At 28.2% G+C, this 18,305-nt stretch carries 17 protein-coding genes; 8 read left to right on the top strand and 9 right to left on the bottom strand.

The window, feature by feature from the left end; translation table 11 throughout:
* Window positions 1-3: 3 nt before the first annotated feature.
* Together BINT_RS03040 and BINT_RS14850 are read right to left on the bottom strand one after the other, a co-directional pair.
* Window positions 4-933 (bottom strand): DMT family transporter, encoded by a 930-nt coding sequence (locus BINT_RS03040; RefSeq protein ID WP_041177209.1) that lies wholly within the window; start codon window positions 931-933, stop codon window positions 4-6.
* A 13-nt stretch (window positions 934-946) separates the two neighbouring features.
* Entirely contained in the window at window positions 947-1,093 is a 147-nt protein-coding gene (locus BINT_RS14850) for a hypothetical protein (RefSeq protein ID WP_014487089.1), read from the bottom strand.
* Window positions 1,094-1,254: 161 nt separating this feature from the next.
* Here BINT_RS14850 and BINT_RS03045 point away from each other — a divergent pair, with 161 nt between their 5' ends.
* Entirely contained in the window at window positions 1,255-1,647 is a 393-nt protein-coding gene (locus BINT_RS03045) for a rhodanese-like domain-containing protein (protein ID WP_041177210.1), read from the top strand.
* Between the two features lie 74 nt (window positions 1,648-1,721).
* On the opposite strand, the gene BINT_RS03050 is transcribed toward BINT_RS03045, so the two are convergent.
* Together BINT_RS03050 and BINT_RS03055 are read right to left on the bottom strand one after the other, a co-directional pair.
* Window positions 1,722-2,096, bottom strand: a complete 375-nt coding sequence (locus BINT_RS03050) for an STAS domain-containing protein (protein WP_041177563.1) — start codon at window positions 2,094-2,096, stop codon at window positions 1,722-1,724.
* Between the two features lie 19 nt (window positions 2,097-2,115).
* A complete protein-coding gene (locus BINT_RS03055) occupies window positions 2,116-2,352 on the bottom strand; it encodes a DUF3467 domain-containing protein (protein ID WP_014487093.1) in 237 nt (78 codons plus the stop codon).
* 316 nt (window positions 2,353-2,668) lie between these two features.
* On the opposite strand from BINT_RS03055, the gene BINT_RS03060 reads away from it, so the two are divergent.
* The 7 genes from BINT_RS03060 to BINT_RS03090 all read left to right on the top strand — a co-directional run bounded on the left by BINT_RS03060 (window position 2,669) and on the right by BINT_RS03090 (window position 11,673).
* Window positions 2,669-3,391 (top strand): LolA family protein, encoded by a 723-nt coding sequence (locus BINT_RS03060; protein WP_041177211.1) that lies wholly within the window; start codon window positions 2,669-2,671, stop codon window positions 3,389-3,391.
* Between the two features lie 14 nt (window positions 3,392-3,405).
* Entirely contained in the window at window positions 3,406-4,788 is a 1,383-nt protein-coding gene (locus BINT_RS03065; RefSeq protein ID WP_014487095.1) for a helix-turn-helix domain-containing protein, read from the top strand.
* Window positions 4,789-4,857: 69 nt separating this feature from the next.
* Window positions 4,858-6,180 carry a 30S ribosomal protein S12 methylthiotransferase RimO gene (gene rimO / locus BINT_RS03070; protein WP_014487096.1) on the top strand — a complete coding sequence of 441 codons (1,323 nt, stop codon included), beginning with the start codon at window positions 4,858-4,860 and terminating at the stop codon, window positions 6,178-6,180.
* A 17-nt stretch (window positions 6,181-6,197) separates the two neighbouring features.
* Entirely contained in the window at window positions 6,198-8,036 is a 1,839-nt protein-coding gene (gene clpX, locus BINT_RS03075) for an ATP-dependent Clp protease ATP-binding subunit ClpX (protein WP_014487097.1), read from the top strand.
* Between the two features lie 83 nt (window positions 8,037-8,119).
* Window positions 8,120-8,692, top strand: coding sequence for an RNA polymerase sigma factor (locus BINT_RS03080; RefSeq protein ID WP_008722679.1), 573 nt, complete (start codon window positions 8,120-8,122; stop codon window positions 8,690-8,692).
* Window positions 8,689-9,018: a hypothetical protein gene (locus tag BINT_RS03085; protein WP_041177212.1), complete on the top strand. Its 330-nt coding sequence runs from the start codon at window positions 8,689-8,691 to the stop codon at window positions 9,016-9,018. The genes BINT_RS03080 and BINT_RS03085 overlap by 4 nt, the downstream gene beginning before the upstream one ends.
* Before the next feature lie 168 nt (window positions 9,019-9,186).
* Window positions 9,187-11,673: an ATP-dependent Clp protease ATP-binding subunit gene (locus BINT_RS03090; protein WP_014487100.1), complete on the top strand. Its 2,487-nt coding sequence runs from the start codon at window positions 9,187-9,189 to the stop codon at window positions 11,671-11,673.
* 93 nt (window positions 11,674-11,766) lie between these two features.
* On the opposite strand, the gene BINT_RS03095 is transcribed toward BINT_RS03090, so the two are convergent.
* From BINT_RS03095 to BINT_RS03115, 5 genes are all read right to left on the bottom strand, one after another.
* Window positions 11,767-12,330 (bottom strand): DNA/RNA non-specific endonuclease, encoded by a 564-nt coding sequence (locus BINT_RS03095; protein WP_014487101.1) that lies wholly within the window; start codon window positions 12,328-12,330, stop codon window positions 11,767-11,769.
* Window positions 12,331-12,740: 410 nt separating this feature from the next.
* A complete protein-coding gene (locus BINT_RS03100) occupies window positions 12,741-14,540 on the bottom strand; it encodes a LysM peptidoglycan-binding domain-containing protein (RefSeq protein WP_014487102.1) in 1,800 nt (599 codons plus the stop codon).
* Between the two features lie 16 nt (window positions 14,541-14,556).
* Window positions 14,557-15,177: a hypothetical protein gene (locus BINT_RS03105; protein WP_041177213.1), complete on the bottom strand. Its 621-nt coding sequence runs from the start codon at window positions 15,175-15,177 to the stop codon at window positions 14,557-14,559.
* Window positions 15,178-15,452: 275 nt separating this feature from the next.
* Window positions 15,453-16,853 (bottom strand): NADPH-dependent glutamate synthase, encoded by a 1,401-nt coding sequence (gene gltA / locus BINT_RS03110; RefSeq protein WP_041177214.1) that lies wholly within the window; start codon window positions 16,851-16,853, stop codon window positions 15,453-15,455.
* A 265-nt stretch (window positions 16,854-17,118) separates the two neighbouring features.
* Entirely contained in the window at window positions 17,119-18,033 is a 915-nt protein-coding gene (locus tag BINT_RS03115) for a dihydrodipicolinate synthase family protein (RefSeq protein WP_014487105.1), read from the bottom strand.
* Window positions 18,034-18,305: the final 272 nt, after the last annotated feature.

Below are 18,305 nucleotides of genomic sequence, written 5' to 3' on the forward strand. Positions count from 1 at the left end.
ATATCATTGATTATTCATTATCTTTCTTGTATTTATTTTATTCATCTTTTTAAACGAAATATTTGCCTGCGATATTATCACACCAAGCAATATAAAAATTATTCCTATAATAGCAAATAGAGTAATATTTTCATCTAAAACTATTTTTGAAGTTATTAAAGTTATTATTGGTATGAAGTATATATATGTGTTAGTTTTCACAGCTCCTAATATTTTTGTTGCATAAGCCCAAGTTATAAAGCATAAAGTACATGCTATAAAAGATAAAAATAAAAAATTAATTAAATTTATAGGCTTTAAATAATCATTTATATTTACATTAAATCCCATAAATAACATAACGGGTATCATAAATATTATTCCATACATAAAAGTTTTTTTAGTTATTAAAACTGAATTATGCCCAAAATCTGCAATTTTTTTTACTAATACAGAATATATTCCCCACATAACAGCAGCCAATATAGCGAATATATCTCCTATAGGATTTATCTTTAAAATAAACTTTCCATTAAATGTTATTACAGCTATTCCAATTATTGCAAATATGAATCCTACAAAAAAATTAAGTTTTAGTTTTTCTTTTAAAAATATTGAAGCGAATATTCCTGTAAATAATGGCCCTATAGCAACTAAAATACCAACATTTGATGCTAATGAATAATTCAATGCTATATTTTCAAATAGATAATAAAGTGTTATTCCGCTTAATCCTGTAACAGCAAATAACATTTCTTCTTTCTTTGAATATATTTTATTATTTTTAGGATATATTATAAATAATAAAGCAAATCCTAATAAGAATCTGCTGAAAAGTATCTCTATAGGTGAGAAGTCTCTTAATAATATTTTTGTTGAAATAAAAGTGATACCCCACATCAATATACTGAAAAATGTGCATAGGTATGCTTTAATATTTTGATTTATAAACATGGTGTTTTTCCAATTATTTGGAAGAATCCTTTATAACATTTTTTATATATTCATCATCTTCCATAACTTTTATAGAATTTTTATTATCTGCTTCTTTTTTATCAGCGCAAGATAATAATAACATAATTAAAACTAATAAACAATAGATTTTTTTTATCATTACATTATCCGCAAAACAAATTATACTATATTATATAAACAGTATAATAATTAAAAAAATAAAAAATAATTACTTTATCAATAAAATAGTTTGACAAAATGTTTAAATATAATATTATATTTATTAACATAATATTCGGATAATTTAAAGGAACTATGAATATGAAAAAAATTTTATTATATTTTATTATTTCAGTATCATTATTATTTGTATTTTCCTGCTCCAAAAAACCATATGATAATATCAATTTGAAAAAAGCATTGGATTTAATGAGTAAATCAACTAATTTAGTTTTATTAGATGTTAGAACACCAGAGGAATATATGGGAGGAAGTGCTCCTAATTCTATTAATATTGATGTTCTTAATACTGATTTCAAAAGTAAAATAGATCTTTTAGATAAAAATAAAGAATATATAGTGTACTGCAGAAGCGGAAACAGATCTAGTATAGCTTCAAGTATAATGGCTACTAATGGATTTTTACATGTTTATAATTTGCAGAATATAAGCTATGTTGATTTTGTAAATGCTATATTAACAAATAGAAAGTAATTTCTTTAATATATTAATTTATAAGTAAGCAAGGATATTAAAAATCCCTGCTTATTTTTTATTATATTATGATTTTATGATGCTTTTATTTCTTTTATAGCATTCTGTATATCATCATGTATTTTTACTTTTTTATGTGCTTCTAATGATTTTAAAGACCATTTTGAATATTCATTTAAACCTGTCAATATTAGATTTCCTCCTCTGAATTCTAATACCTTTTGAACTTCAAGCATTAAATATATGGCATTTGATATTATATATTTAATGTTGATTCTGAAATGTATAATGATATTTTTAGCATGATTTTCCAAAAGCCTGTTCAATATATTATAAAGTTCATTATATATGCTTGCATTAATATCTTTTTCTATTATTAGTATTATATTTTTATCATTATTTATATAGTATTCTTTTATACTGTTTTTTATAATATTTTTTCCATAAATTACTCCTTTTTTTATTGATTTATATAAGATTTCCTCCTTCTCTAAATTTATCAACCTTTTCTTTAAGTGTATCGTATAACCTTAGAAAACTCGGTAGAGATAAATATACAGTAGTATCAACATCTACAGTATTTTCTTTTCTCATTTCATTTCCAAGCAAAAGCACTATCTCTTCATCATTTTGTATTACAGCACTTCTGTTGCTATATATACTTCTTGATTTTTTCATATTGTATATTGTATTGTTTATTTTCATACTATCTCCTTTTATAGTTCTATATATAATTTTATAATGTGAATGTATTTAATAATTTTCAGTGTATTTAAAATATACTTTTTATTTTCAATAAGTCATTAATGTGAAGTAATATATAGTTCCTATAAATCTTAAAAAGTATATATTTTATAAAAAAATCGAATTTTATAAGCATTTTTTAGTGAAAACGAGTATGAATTTATTTGTTTTAAATAAAAAAATAAAATGCTTGTTTTTTATAGATTTTTATTATATCATATAATATTAGTAAAAAAATAAGATAAAGTTTAACGTTTTAAGGAAAGAAAATTAATTTATGAAAAAAATTGTATTGTTTATTATATTGCTAAGCATTCAAGCCTATTCACAGATAATGACTCCTGAAAAAGTTGTTAGTATGATATCTAATAGATTTTCAACTATAAAAGGTTTTTCAGCTAATTTTGTAGAGAGAAATGGTGAAAGAATTTCTTATGGTAATGTTATAACTAAAAATCCTAATTTGTTTAGAATGGAATATTCAAGTGGAGGAAATGGACAGTCTATATACTGTAATGGTGAAACTTTATGGATAATATTTCCAAAAAATAATGTTGTAGCAGAGCAGAAATTAAATTATGGTGATTCAGGTGCTATATATACTCCGGAAGGAATTATGAGGCTTACAACTAAATTTAATATAGATTTTTATAATGAAAGAGAATTGGTATCTTTAAATAGTTTTAAGGATTCTGAACTAGGAATAGCTAAATATAACAGTTCTTATGCAGCAAATGATAACAGAAGGGCTTATCATATGCTTTTGACTTCAAAACAGGCTAGTGTAGACAGAACTGGCTTCACAAAGATACATTTATGGGTTGATAATACAGGTATGATCATAAGAATATTAGGAATAACAACTACTAATGTTCCTGTAGAGTATTTATTTACATCTATTAGATATAATCCTAAATATGAGGACAATAATAAGGATTTTGAACCGGAAATATCAGAAAATATGCAGGTACTTAAAGATGGTTTAGTACCTAACAATTAATTTTAAGGATTTATATGGAAACTATAGGTCAAATATTAAAAAATGCTAGAGAAAAGAAAGGGCTTACTATAGAAGAACTTGAGGCTACTACTCATATAGTTGCTAGGTTTATAAAGGCTTTGGAAAATGAAGAATTTGATGTTCTTCCTGGTGAAATATATGTAAAAGGCTTTATAAAGAACTTAAGTGATAAATTGTCATTAGATGCTGATATGGTGCTTGAAAGATATAATTTGCAGAAAAACGGCATCAAGTCTGAACAGGATTTATTGAAAAGCGGTAAAGCTATTAAAAATATTAAAAAAAATAAAGAGCCTGTAAAAGAAGTTAAAGACAATAAAGATATTAATGATGGTAAAGATAATAAAGAACAAGAAGTTAATAAAGAACCAGTAAAAGATACTAATACAAAAGAATCTCTTAAAGATGTTATAAATACCGAAAAGCATGAAGAAAAAACTATAAAAGAAACAAATAAGAAAAATAAAAATACTAATACTAATAATCGTGCTGAAGCAGATTTATTATTTATGGCAAGGAGAGATTTATATAAATTAAGAAATAAAAATAAATCTATAATACCTACAGTTATTATTATACTTGCTATCATAGTTGTTATAGCTGTTATAGTGTTTAATTGGAAGAATATAACAGGATTTATATTCCCTTCAAATAATAAAAGACAAAACAGAAATGAAGTTGAGATATCAAAAAATATAGTTGACAGTAAGGCTAAGCAAAGCGTTAAATCAGGAGATATTATATATTTTAAGCCTCTTGGAATATCAGCTACAATTAAATTTAATAGTATAGGTAATGTGCTTCATATTAATATTAACGGACAGGATTTATCTTTCTCTAAGAGCAGTCCTATAATATTGGATTTAAATGGAAATGGAATAAATGATTTTAAGATAAGTGTTATAGAAGTTTATGATAATTCAGCTACTGTAGAAATGGAAAAACTTGAAGAAAATCAGATGGTTAATACAGGTTATACCAATGATATAGAGTCTGCTGCTATGAATACCACAAATTATAATAACACTGTATCTACAAATTTACTTGTGATAAATGGAGAAACTTATATAGAACAAGATACTGAAAAAGTAGATATAAGAATAGAGATAACTGCTAAGCATTTTGTATATATAAGATATTTTATAGATTCAAACAGACCAGCTACTACTAACCTTTTAAGCGGTAAAACATTATATTTAGAAGCTAAAGATGTTGTTATGCTTACTATAGGTAATGCGGGAGAGGTTGTAGTAAAAGTTAATGGAAAAATCATTAATGTAGGTGCTGCAGGAGAAACTGTTAATAAGACTATAAAATGGGTTAAGAATTTGAATGATTCTACTAGATATAATCTTATTATGTCAGATACTAAGTAATTATTTATTTAGTATTTTAATATTTTTGCAGCATAGTATCATAATTTAATATTAAAAAGGAAATTTAATTTGCAAAATATATATTTACATAGTTTAGGATGCGAGAAGAATACGGTTGATGGAGAGCATATATTAGCCATATTACAGAAAAAAGGCTTTAATATTACCAATAATCCGGAAGATGCAGATATTATAGTTATAAATACTTGTGCTTTTATAGAGGATTCAAAGAAAGAATCTATTGATGCTATATTCGATCATTCTATGTACAAAAAATACGGAAAATGTAAAAGATTAATAGTATCAGGCTGTATGAGCGAGAGATATAAAGAAAATTTTCTTGAGATGTTCAAGGAAGTTGATTCTGCTATAGGCATATATGATTTAGAAAATATATTAAAAGCCGTAGAAGAAGATGGTTTTCATGATGCAAAAGAAAATACTGAATATAAAGAGTATGGCGATAGAGTAAATACTGGTACCAAGTATAGCGTTTATATAAGAATAAGCGATGGATGTCATGCAAACTGCAGTTTTTGTGCTATACCTGGAATAAGGGGAGATCATAGAAGCAGAAAGATAGAAGATATTGTAAAAGAGGCTGAAAATTATGCTAAAAACGGAGCTAAAGAAATTAATTTAATAGCTCAGGAAACGACTTTCTACGGATATGATATATACAATAAATTAGCATTACCAGATTTGCTTAAAGCTCTTTCAAAGGTTGAAGGCATTCAATGGATAAGAGTATTATATCAGAATCCTGTTGTCTTAAATGATGAGATAATAGAATCATTCTTTAATACAGATAAAGTTGTTCCTTATTTTGATATACCTTTGCAGCATGTTGATAAAGATATATTAAAAGATATGAACAGAGGCACAAGAAGCTATAAATTTTATAGAGAAATGATAGACAAAATAAGAAGTTATAATAATGATGCTGTTATAAGAACTTCTTTGATAGTAGGATTTCCCGGAGAAACACCTGAATCGTTTAAAAAGTTAATAAAGTTTGTAAGAAATGCCAAGCTTGATAGGGTAGGGGTATTCACTTATTCAGAAGAGGAGAATACTAAGGCGTTACTTATAGATAAACCTAAATTGAGCAGAAACAGAAAATTAATGCTTAGAGAAAAACTTATGAGAGCAGCTATAGAGGTGTCCGAAAAAAGATTAGAGAGATTTATAGGAAGAACTATAGATGTATTGATAGAGAAAAAAGAAGATGAGAATAAATTTATAGGCAGAAGCATATACGATGCTCCTGAAGTTGATGGATATGTTGAAGTTTATAATGAAAATACTAATAATAATATAAATATTGGCGATATAGTGCAAGTTACTGTTACTCATAATACAAAATATGATTTAATAGGTAATGTTATTTAATTAGGAGAGCTTTTGCTATGAAGAAAAAAAAGCAGGAAAATGAACCTAGCAGTATAGAAAAAGAAGAAAAAAAATCATCTTATGCTAACAGAGAAGATGCTTTTAGGGCATATTTTGAAATAGTTACAAAGATAGTTTATACATTGAATTTAATATCAGACAGAAATGACATGACTAGAAGACTTTCAAGCAATATTGATAGAGCTTTGGGTTATGATGATGAAATGATGTCTAATAATGAGAAAATAGCCAATAACAGCAATGAAGTTGAAATACTTATAAATTCTCTTAAAACAGATGTAAGGAAAATATCCACTTTTAAAAAGTATAATTTTAATATAGAAAGATTTATTTCAGATAAAAATTTAGATTTAGATGAGAGATTTATTTTATATTCCGTATTAGTTTATACTATTTACGGTGATTCTATGTCAGCAATATCTGTTAGAAGAATATTAGAGCTTATTACATTGAATAATGATATATATATAAATAAGTACCATTATTTTGATAATAATAGTAAATTGATATCAAGCGGTATATTTAATTTATCGCATGAACCTTATCCAAGCAGCGGTATACTTGAAATCACAAATACATTGATAACATTTATAAGTTCTAAAGTGATATTCGCATTTTTGGAAAAAGATAATTATAATGTGATAGAAAGTATAATAAGCAGCGGAGAGGCTATAAAGAAAATTTCATTAGAAAATAAGATAGGAGGTAAACGTAAATCTTCCGAATCAGATATTTTAACTCCTAAAGAAATAGTAGCTCAATTAGATAAAACAGTTATAGGTCAAGACGAGGCAAAAAAAGCATTAGCCGTGCATGCTTATTTGCATTGTTTGAGAATAAATGGCAATAAAGATATACCATTCAGATCAAATATTCTTATGATAGGGCCTACAGGAGTTGGAAAAACTTATTTAGTAAAAACATTGGCAGATATATTGGGACTTCCTTTTGCTCGTGCAGATGTTACCACACTTACAGAAACAGGTTATGTTGGTGATGATGTAGAGGTAGTTCTTTATAATCTTTATAGAAAAGCTAATGGTGATTTGGAGAAAGCCCAGCATGGTATAGTATTTTTAGATGAGGTTGATAAGATAGCAAAGGCAGATGCTCATCAATCAACCACAGGCAATCCTTCAGATAAAGCAGTACAGGAAGCTCTTCTTTCTATGATGAATGGTGAAGATATAAGAGTACCTGAGTTTGGCGACAGAAGAATGATGCATTCAAGCGACGGAATACTAATGAATACTAAAAATATATTGTTTATATTCGGAGGTGCTTTTGTAGGTCTTGATGATATCATTAAAATGCGTTTGAAGGGTGAAAGCAGTTTAGGTTTTGGTTCTAATGCTGTTATAAATAAACTGCAGAAAAATAGGATATTAAGTCAGGTTGATGTTAAAGATATAGAAAAATATGGTATGATACCTGAGTTTATAGGAAGAATACCTATAATAGTAACATTGAATGATCTCACTAAAGAAAATTTGAAAGATATCTTGACAAAAACTTCAGAATCTCCTATTATAAAATATACTGAATTTTTCAAAAGTATAGGTAAGAAGTTGGTAGTAACTGCAGAAGCAATTAACTTTATAGTTGATAAGGCTTCTAGCATGAATATGGGGGCAAGATCTTTAAAAAGTATAGTAGAAACAGCAATGGTTAATATACTTTTCAATTTAGACGGAGTAAAAGGCAATACCTTAACTCTTACTAAATATGATATAGAGAATGCATTCAGTGAGAAAGAGTTTGTAAATTCAGGTAATGAAGATAAAAAAACAGATAATTCTAATAAGAATTTTTCTAAAGAATCCTTTATGGCTTGATTTTACTTTATGTTTGTTTATTTGTTATAAATAATGTATATATAAATTATTTAAGAACAGGTAATATATTGGAGTTTGTAGAGATGATAGTAACTAAAGAAAAAGAATTATTAAAAGATTATGAATTAATAGAAGCACATAAAAAAGGTGATAGTGAAGCATTAGATATATTATTAACAAGATATAAAAACTATATATTTAATTTATCATATCGTTTTATGCATAATTATGAAGATGCTATGGATTTAACACAAGATGTATTGATACGTGTATATAAAGCTATAGACAGATATGAAGAACGCAATTATTTTAAAGGTTGGTTATATCGTATAATAAGCAATACAGCTATAAACATGTATTCTAAAGCTTATAGGAGAGAATCACCTTATCTAGAAAAACTAGAAATAGTTGATGATAAAAGGTATAATACAGAAAAAGAATATGAAAGAATATACCTTCAGGAAAAAATTTACAATGCTTCTACTAAATTAAAGGGAAAACAGAGAGATGTCTTTATATTGAGATATTATGAGAATTACTCATATAAAGAAATATCAGATATTTTGAATATATCAAGCGATTCAGCTAAGAGTAATTATTCCTATGCTCTCAAGAAAATGAAATCGCTTCTAGAAAAAGAAAGGACTCTTTTATGAAACTACATGACATGATGCAATTTAAAAGCAAAATCGAAAAGAAACGACATCATTTTGATTTGCCAAGCTTGCCTGATAGAGAATGGCAGTACATGTTGCAAAGGGCTAAAATGGAAAGTATAAAAGAAAATGAAATTAGCCCATTGTATGCTTTTATGACTTCTGCTAGACTTTCTATAGCTCTATCTACAGCAATAGTTTTGGTATTAGCTTTATCTTTGTTTTATGGAAATCCTAATAAAGAGGATTCTCATAATACCAATACTGCATCATCTAGTAAAACTAACATAAATGTTGTTAATGTAGCTAATAGTAGTTTTATTTAAAATTTAAAACCTATAATAGAAATTCTAAATTATACATTAACATTCCTATATGTTAATGTATAATTTTATTTTATTTATAATAAATAGTATTTCTATTATATCCGATAATAATTATTAAAAAATATATTTTTTTATATATGAAAAATTATATATATACAGGACTGTAATATGTTTCAATTTCATTTAACAAGTAAGGCAAAAAAGGTAATAGAATTATATGCCCAGGAAGAGGCTAAAAGATTAAATCATGATATGGTTACTCCTGAACATATACTTTTGGGGCTTCTTCATGAATCAGAAGCTTTGGCTACACGTGTTTTATTGAGATTGAAAATTGATTTGGACAGACTTAAATTAGAATTAGAATCAGCTATGGTAAAATCTTCAACTACAAAAGTATTTGGAACTTTACCTACTGCTCCTAGAGTACAGAAACTTATAAGCAGATCTGCTGAAGAGGCTAGAGCTTTAAGCCATAATTATATAGGTACTGAACATTTACTTCTTGGACTTTTAAGAGAAGAAAGCGGTACAGCTTATAATGTACTAACAAGTATGGGGCTTGAGCTTACTATATTAAGACAAGAAATATTAAAAATGCTTGGTGTTGCAGGAAGCAATATTTCTTCTATGGAACAGACTACTCAAGAAGATAATGTTAAAAAAGTTAAAACTCCTACTTTAGATCAATTTGCCAGAGATTTAACTAAAATGGCTAGAGATAAGGCTTTAGACAGAGTTATAGGCAGAGAAAATGAAGTTATGAGGGTAGTTCAGATTCTATCAAGAAGAAAGAAAAATAATCCTATACTTCTTGGAGAGCCTGGGGTAGGTAAAACAGCTATAGTTGAAGGACTTGCTGAAAAGATAGTAGCGGCTGATGTGCCTGATATACTTCTTAAAAAACGCGTATTAACTTTGGATTTATCTTCTGTTGTTGCTGGTACAAAATACAGAGGTGAATTTGAAGAGAGAATAAAAAATATAGTTTTAGAAATAAAAAAAGCTAGTAATATTATTATATTCATAGATGAGCTTCATACATTAATAGGAGCAGGTGGTGCTGAAGGTGCTTTAGATGCTGCTAATATGTTAAAGCCGGCACTTTCAAGAGGCGAGATTCAATGTATTGGTGCTACTACTATAAATGAATATAAAAAATACATAGAAAAAGACGGTGCTTTGGTTAGAAGATTTCAGCCTATCAATGTGGAAGAGCCTAGCATAGAAGATACTATAGAAATATTGAATGGTATAAAAGGTAAATACGAAGAACATCATAAAGTAAAATATACAGATGAAGCTGTAAATGCTGCCGCTGTACTAAGTAAAAGATACATTTTTGAAAGACATTTACCTGATAAAGCTATAGATTTAATAGATGAGGCAGGTTCAAGAGCAAGACTTCTTAATATGACAAGACCTCAAGAGTTTAAAGATTTAGATAAGAAAATAGAAGAACTTAATCAGCAAAAGAAAAATGCTGTTGATAATCAGAATTTTGAAGATGCTGCTAAAATAAGGGATGAAATTAGTTCTATACAGGAAGAGCTTGCTAAGAAAGAAGAAAAATGGCGTGAAGAAAGAGAAAAGATAGAGACATTCATTGAAGAAGATGATATAAGACATGTTATATCTGAAATAACTAATATACCTATAAAAAGATTATTAAATTCAGAAAGCAAAAGATTAATAGGTATGGAAGAAGAACTACATCAGAAAGTTGTAGGACAGAAAGAGGCTATATCTTCTATATCTAAGGCTATTAGAAGAAGCAGAGCAGGACTTAAAACATCAAAAAGACCACTTGGTAGTTTTATATTCTTAGGCCCTACTGGTGTTGGTAAAACAGCTTTAGCTAAAGTGCTTTCAGAGTTTATGTTTGGAGATAGCGATGCTCTTATCAGAATAGATATGAGTGAGTTTATGGAAAAGTTTGCGGTAAGCAGACTTATAGGAGCTCCTCCAGGATATGTTGGTTATGAAGAGGGAGGTGGACTTACTGAAAAGGTAAGAAGAAAGCCTTATTCTCTTATACTTTTCGATGAGATAGAAAAGGCTCACCCTGATGTTACTAATATACTTTTACAGGTGCTTGAAGAAGGTCAGCTTACTGATAATTTTGGAAGAAAAGTTGATTTCTCAAATACTATTATAATTATAACAAGTAATTTGGGTGCAAGAGATATTATTAAAGGAAGTTCTTTAGGATTTAATGCTGTTGGAAGCGAAAAAGATGCTAATGATATTAAAAATTTCGCTTTGGAAGAATTAAAACAGAATTTCAATCCTGAATTTTTAAATAGAATTGATGATATTATAGTGTTCCATACTCTTAGCAAAGAGGATTTAAAAGATATAATCAATATAATGCTTAAAGAGCTTAATGAGGCTATTAAAGAGAGAAATATCGTTATCAATTTAAGCGAAGAAGCTAAGAATTATATTATTGATAAGGGATTTGATAAGAAGTATGGTGCTAGAAGTTTAAGAAGGGCTATACAGAAAGAGATAGAAGATTATGTGAGTACCGAAATATTGTTTGGTAATATTGAAGATGGTGATACTATTAACGTTGATGCTAATGATGGCTCTTTGATATTTTCTTATGAGAAGTCTACTAAGACTGAAAATAAGGAATTATCTAAAAGTTAGTTAACATACTCCTATAAATATTTGTGATGCTTCCAAAATTATTTTTATGATTTTGGGGCGTCTTTTTATTTTTTAGTTTTTATATAATGAAAATTAGTCATTTGTGAATACTTTCTTTATTCTATAATTTGTGAAATCTTTTTCTATATTATAATCTATAGTAATTATATATGGTCTAGTATTAGTGTATATATAGCTTATATCTATAATAATATCATTTATTTCATAGCCTTTTATAATGCTTTCTCTCCATTCCATTTCAGTATTTTTCATTTCGCCTATATTTAATTTTTTATTTATTGGTATAATATTATCTATATTAGGAGAGCCTCCGAATTGCCTTCCTATTATATGTCCGCCTTGATCATGATTTTTTATGCCGTAGAGTTCCACAACTTTTCTTTGAGCATAATTATTTCTTTTAGCATTTGAAAGTATGAGATTATCTTTTCTTATGACTTTATATATTCTTGATTGTTTGTCTGTACTGTATAGTGTGCCATTTATATTGTATTTTATATTAGGTTTTAGATATTCTATTCTATTTATTTTTACAAAATGAGATTTATCATCATCATTTTTTATATTGTATACCTGATTAGTTTGGCATGATATTATAAAAGTTATAGAGATAATAAAACAAATATATATTCTCATATGATAATGGATTATATTTTTTATTTCTTTACTTACAACCTTTTAAAAGATGTATTTTTAATTTTTTATTATGAAAATACATTTTATATACGGTATTTCTATATGGAACTTTATATAAATAATACAAATGTTTTTTTAATTAGTTATATAATTATCAAAATAATTTTAGTTAAAATGATGTTTTATGTATTGTGTAAATCTTTAATACACAATTAATATATGTATACTTAAAGTTTATTAGCTTTAGTGCATAGTAGGGTAAATAGAGAATTATAAATATATATAATCAAAGCAGTTTAAATATTTGTTAGTTTTGAAAAAGTATAATTATGGATTTATAAAGAGCAATAAAAAAGCTATGTATGAATATTGTATCCATACATAGCTATTATTTTTAATAACTGTTATTTTTAGTTATTTGTTTGAGTAGTACCAGCATTATTCTGCTGTTGGTTTCTTAATATCATAGCTTCATCATAAGTTATATATTCCATATTAGGATCATAAGTACCGGCTCTCTCTTCACCATTCATACTAGGTATAGTTAATACCTGTCCTGGTAATATTAAGTCTGGGTTATTAGGATCTCTTAATACGTTTCTATTAGCTTGATATAATCTATACCATTGTATAGGGTCATTATATATGAATGAATAACCAGCTATTCTCCATAAAGCATCAGTTAAAGGAGTTCTTTGTACTACAGTGTAATACATAGGAAGAACAGTAACTTTACCTTCAGTATTAACAGTTTGACCAGTAGTAGCATCTATTATTTGACCAGTTTCATTATTATTGTTATCTGTATCAACTAAATCACCATCTACAGGTCTCTTAGGTCCCATTTCATATATAGCATTCATAGTTCTATTAGCTTCTTCTAGTTTTTCTCTAGCTAAAGTATTATCATTATTAGCTAAAGCATCTTCAGCATCTTTTAATATTTGAGAAAGATTTTGATCCTCTTCACTATCTGGTATTATATAACCTTCATCAACTAATTGTTGATATCTAGCTTTAAGATCATCTAATTGTCTTTGATTTTCTTCTCTTGCTATAGTATTATCACGTTCTGTAACTAAATCGTCCATAGCCTTAGAAGCTTCCAATGCTTTTTGACTAGCAGCAGCAGGATCTGTTTCTACTACATTATTAGCATCAGCTAAAAGAGTAGATATATTCTGATCAGCTTCATCACCTCTTGTTATAGTGTTGTCATTAACTAGGCCATCATATTTTTGCTGTGCATTAGCAATATCTTGTTTAGCTTTAGCGATAGCATCAGCTTTTTCTTTAGCAAGTGCTTCTTGTTCTGCTTTTTTTCTAGCTTCTTCTTCAGCTTTTTTCTTAGCTTCAGCAGCAGCCTTAGCTTTTGCCTCTGCCTCAGCTTTTGCTTTAGCCTCTGCAGCAGCCTTAGCTTTTGCTTCAGCAGCAGCCTTAGCTTTAGCCTCTGCTTCAGCTTTTGCTTTAGCAGCAGCGGCAGCTCTTTCAGCAGCAGCTTTTGCATCTGCTTCAGCTTTAGTTATACCAGCAAGAGCAGCAGCAACATTCTGTTGAACGCTTGCAAAATTATCAGCTTTTAAAGCTTCATCTGCTTTAGTTAAAGCACCTGAAACTGTTTTATCATTATTGTCACCTGCTTTTATACTTTTACCTAAAGCAGCATTGTATTTACCTCTAGCATCAGCTATTGCTTTAGAAGCAGTGTCTCTTTCTCTTCCTAAATAACCTTCTTTAACTGAATTAGCAGAAGATAATGCATTATTATAGTATTCTAAAACAGTATTGAAAGTATTAGAAGCGGTATTGAACTCTTCATCAGTTTGTGCTACTGTATCAGGACCAGGTATGCTTCCTATATTAGCATTACCTTCTTCAAAATATTTAACAGCTTCTTCATACTGAGTTTTGAATTGATTATCAGTAGCAGCTCCCATTTGATTTATTTCAGTTATTGCATTATTAGCATCATTTTTAGTTTTATTTATTCTAGCATTCATAAGTCTATAGAATAATGCCATTTGGGCTTTATCTATACTTAAAGAAGCCTCTTGAGACTTATCATAAGACTGCTGATATTGACCTTGATTCTGAAGATCATCAGCTTCTTGAGTTATTCTAGCAGCATCTTCATAAGTCTGTGCCGGTAAAATAGACCATGTGAAAGATAATAAAGCTATAGTAGCCATTATTTTTTTTATTTTCATCATTTACTCCTTAAAAATATTAGTTCTGTTCCTGTTCAAAGGCTTCTATTTCCTGCATCATCTTTTCTAATTGAGCTAGACGTTCTTTAACTAATTTCAAAGCCTCATCACTTTTATCAAATTGTTCTTTGGTTTTATTATATAAATCTGTATAAGCTACTTTGGCTTGATAAAGTTTATCTACCATCACTCTGTAGTCTTTAGTTTCAGCTGTATACATTGCATTAGCTTCCTGATATACAGTATCAGCTTTAGCAAATTCATCAGCGTACATTACACCAGCTTTAATATCAATAGCATTAGTTGCACTTTCATCAGTCTGTTTTTTGAGTATTTCAGAATATGGTGGCAAACCTTTGTCTAAAACCAAATTATAATTAGTTTCAGCAGCTAATAATAATTCTTTAGCTTTTTCAGCTTCGTCTTTGTTTTCCTCTTTCATTATGATATCAGCTTCAGCATAGCCTTTTTCTGCTATATCAAAATCTTCCTGAGCAAATGTTTGTATCTCTGGATATTTGTTTACTACAGTATCTCTTAGAGCGGTTACCCTTTCATACTCCTTTGTAGGCAAGCCGCCGCATGAAATAAGCATAAAAGCTATTAAGGTGATAAAACCTATTTGCAACTTCAGTTTCATAATCAGATTAATCCTCCAGTATTTATAAATATATTTTATGGCTTTCAATTAAGTAAAACCATAATTATTAAAATAAGAAAAAAATATAATTACATTTTATATAAAAAAAATGAAATTATGTTAACTATGTTATTATTAACGGTATAAAAGTCAAGGGCTTTTATAGTTTTTTACTTTATTTATGTATAAGATTATTTATTTTTGTAAAAAAAGAGACTTTTTAAATATAAAGTCTCTTTTTTTAAAAATATTTGTTATATTTATTATCCTAATTATTATTTATTAGATAAGTATTTATCTATTCCTGCAGCTGCTCTTTTACCATCTCCAATAGCTAAAATAACAGTAGCAGCACCTCTAGCAGCATCTCCTCCAGCAAATACTCCTTCCATAGAAGTAGCACCTGTCTCCTCATTTATAACATAAGTACCCTTTTTAGTAGTTTCTAATTCAGGAACTTTTCTAGCTATAAGTGGGTTAGGAGTAGTACCTATTGCTACTATAACAGCATCAACTTCTATGTCTTCTGTTTGTCCTTCAACAGCAACAGGTTTTCTTCTTCCATCAGCATCAGCCTCTCCAAGCTCCATAACTTGAGTTCTAACACCTATAACATTGTCATTTTCATCGCCTAATATTTCTAAAGGAGCTCTTAAGAATCTAAAATCAACACCTTCTTCCATAGCATGGTGAATTTCTTCTAATCTTGCTGGAAGTTCTTTTTCAGTTCTTCTGTATATGATGTATACTTTTTCAGCACCTAATCTAACAGCAGTTCTGCAAGCATCCATAGCAACGTTACCACCGCCTAATACAGCTACTCTTTTATGTTTTATAATAGGAGTATCTACTTCAGGGAATTTATAAGCTCCCATTAAGTTAACTCTTGTTAAATATTCATTAGCAGAGTAAACACCGCATAAATGTTCACCAGGCACATTCAAAAATGCAGGAAGTCCGGCACCTGTTCCTAAAAATATAGCATCGTATTCTTTTCTTAATTCATTGAAATCTAATGATATACCAGCAACTTCATTAATTCTGAAGTTTACACCATCTTTTTTAAGGTTTTCTACTTCATGTGCTACCAATTCTTTAGGAAGGCGGAATTCTGGAATACCGTACATCAATACACCACCTATTGTGTGTAATGCTTCTAATACAGTAACATCATATCCTAATTTTATTAAGTCTCCAGCACAAGCTAAACCTGCAGGTCCAGCACCAATTATACATACCTTTTTACCATTTTTTTCTACTTTTAGATCCTCATGCTGAGCATGTTTTCTTTCATAGTCAGCAACAAACATTTCTAATTTACCAATAGCAACAGGTTCGAATTTTTTACCTACTACACATCTTTGTTCACATTGCTCTTCCTGAGGGCATACTCTTCCGCATGCAGCAGGCAAAGCATTAGTTTCTTTAATTTTTTTAGCTGCTTCTAAAAATTTTTTCTCTGCTATAAGTCCTATAAATTCAGGAATTTTTACCTTAGCAGGACAACCTTCCATACAATGTGGAACTTTACAATCTAAACATCTTAAAGATTCTTGATATGCTTGCTCTTCAGTATATCCTAGAGGTACTTCTTTAAAGTCTTTTCTTCTTTCCTCAGGGCTTCTAGCAGGCATTTCTTGTCTAGGTATTTCGCCTAATTTCGATCTTGGTGGCATATATATCTCTCCTATTTTATATTTTAGGTATTTTTGCTTTTATTTTCTTTAGCAAAGATTATACTATAATTTTAAATATAATCAATGCTAATATTATTTTTTATTTTTAAGTTTTTTATTATTGGATTATATACTGAATTTAAATAAATATTATCGTTTTTATTTTGTGATTTAAATTTTATTTTGTAAAATAAAATAACCAGTCATTTACTTTAATATGAATAAATGACTGGTTGTATATTATAATAATTTTATAATATAGATATTATTTTATACTGTTTATAGCATCATCTATCATTTTTGCACATTTTTCTATTTTTGCTTTATCATCATCTATTATATTGCTTAATGGTTTTCTTACTCCGCCCAATTCTAGACCTTTTAATTTAAGAATTGCTTTCATTACAGCATATAAATTACCATGACATTCGCACATAGCATATATGATTCTGTCTATTTTGTATTGTATATCTCTTGCTTTATCAAACTGGCATTTATTAACGGCATCGTTAGCAGCTAAGAATAATTCAGGCATTACAGCATAAGTACCTCCTATTCCAGCATCAGCACCTATTAATCTTCCAGCTACAAATTGTTCATCTGGTCCGTTAAATATAATGCTGTCATCACCGCCAACATCTTTAAACATTTGAATATCTTGTACAGGCATAGATGAGTTTTTTACCCCTATAACTCTTGGATTTTCTCTCATTTTTTTATAAAGATTAACATTTAAAGCAACACCAGCAAGCTGAGGTATATTATAAATAATAAAATCTGTATTAGGAGCAGCAGCACTTATATCATTCCAATAATCTGCTATAGCATAATCAGGAAGGTGGAAATATATTGGAGGTATAGAAGCTATAGCATCTACTCCCAATTTTTCAGCATGAGCAGCTAATTCAGCACTATCAGCAGTATTGTTGCATCCTACATGTGCTATAATAGTAATTTTGCCTTTTGCTACTTCCATAACATTTTCTAATACTAATTTTCTTTCTTCTTTACTATGGTAAATACATTCTCCTGAAGATCCGCCTACATATAAGCCGTTTACACCTTTGTCTATTAAATGCTGTGTAAACTTTTTAACTCTTTCAGGGCTTATTTCTCCTTTTTCATCATAACAAGCATAAAATGCAGGAATAATTCCTTTGTACTTATCTAGGTTTCTCATATTTTTTATCTCCTATAATTTATTTTTTATTAAAATTTTATCTTGTTTCTATTTATCAAAAATATATTAAATAATTTTAATTTAACCTTATATTAACTTTTGCATCCGTGTGCATTACTTATATTATACATCATTAATAGTTTTTTTGTAAACTAATTTCATAAAAAAAATAGTAATATGCTATAAAATTAGTATATTTTTTATAAAAAGTATGAATTGTTTTATAAATTTGATTTTTATATGATTTTTTTATTTGTGAATTTTGAATAAAT

The organism is Brachyspira intermedia PWS/A (assembly GCF_000223215.1).
In the GTDB taxonomy this organism is placed as follows: domain Bacteria; phylum Spirochaetota; class Brachyspiria; order Brachyspirales; family Brachyspiraceae; genus Brachyspira; species Brachyspira intermedia.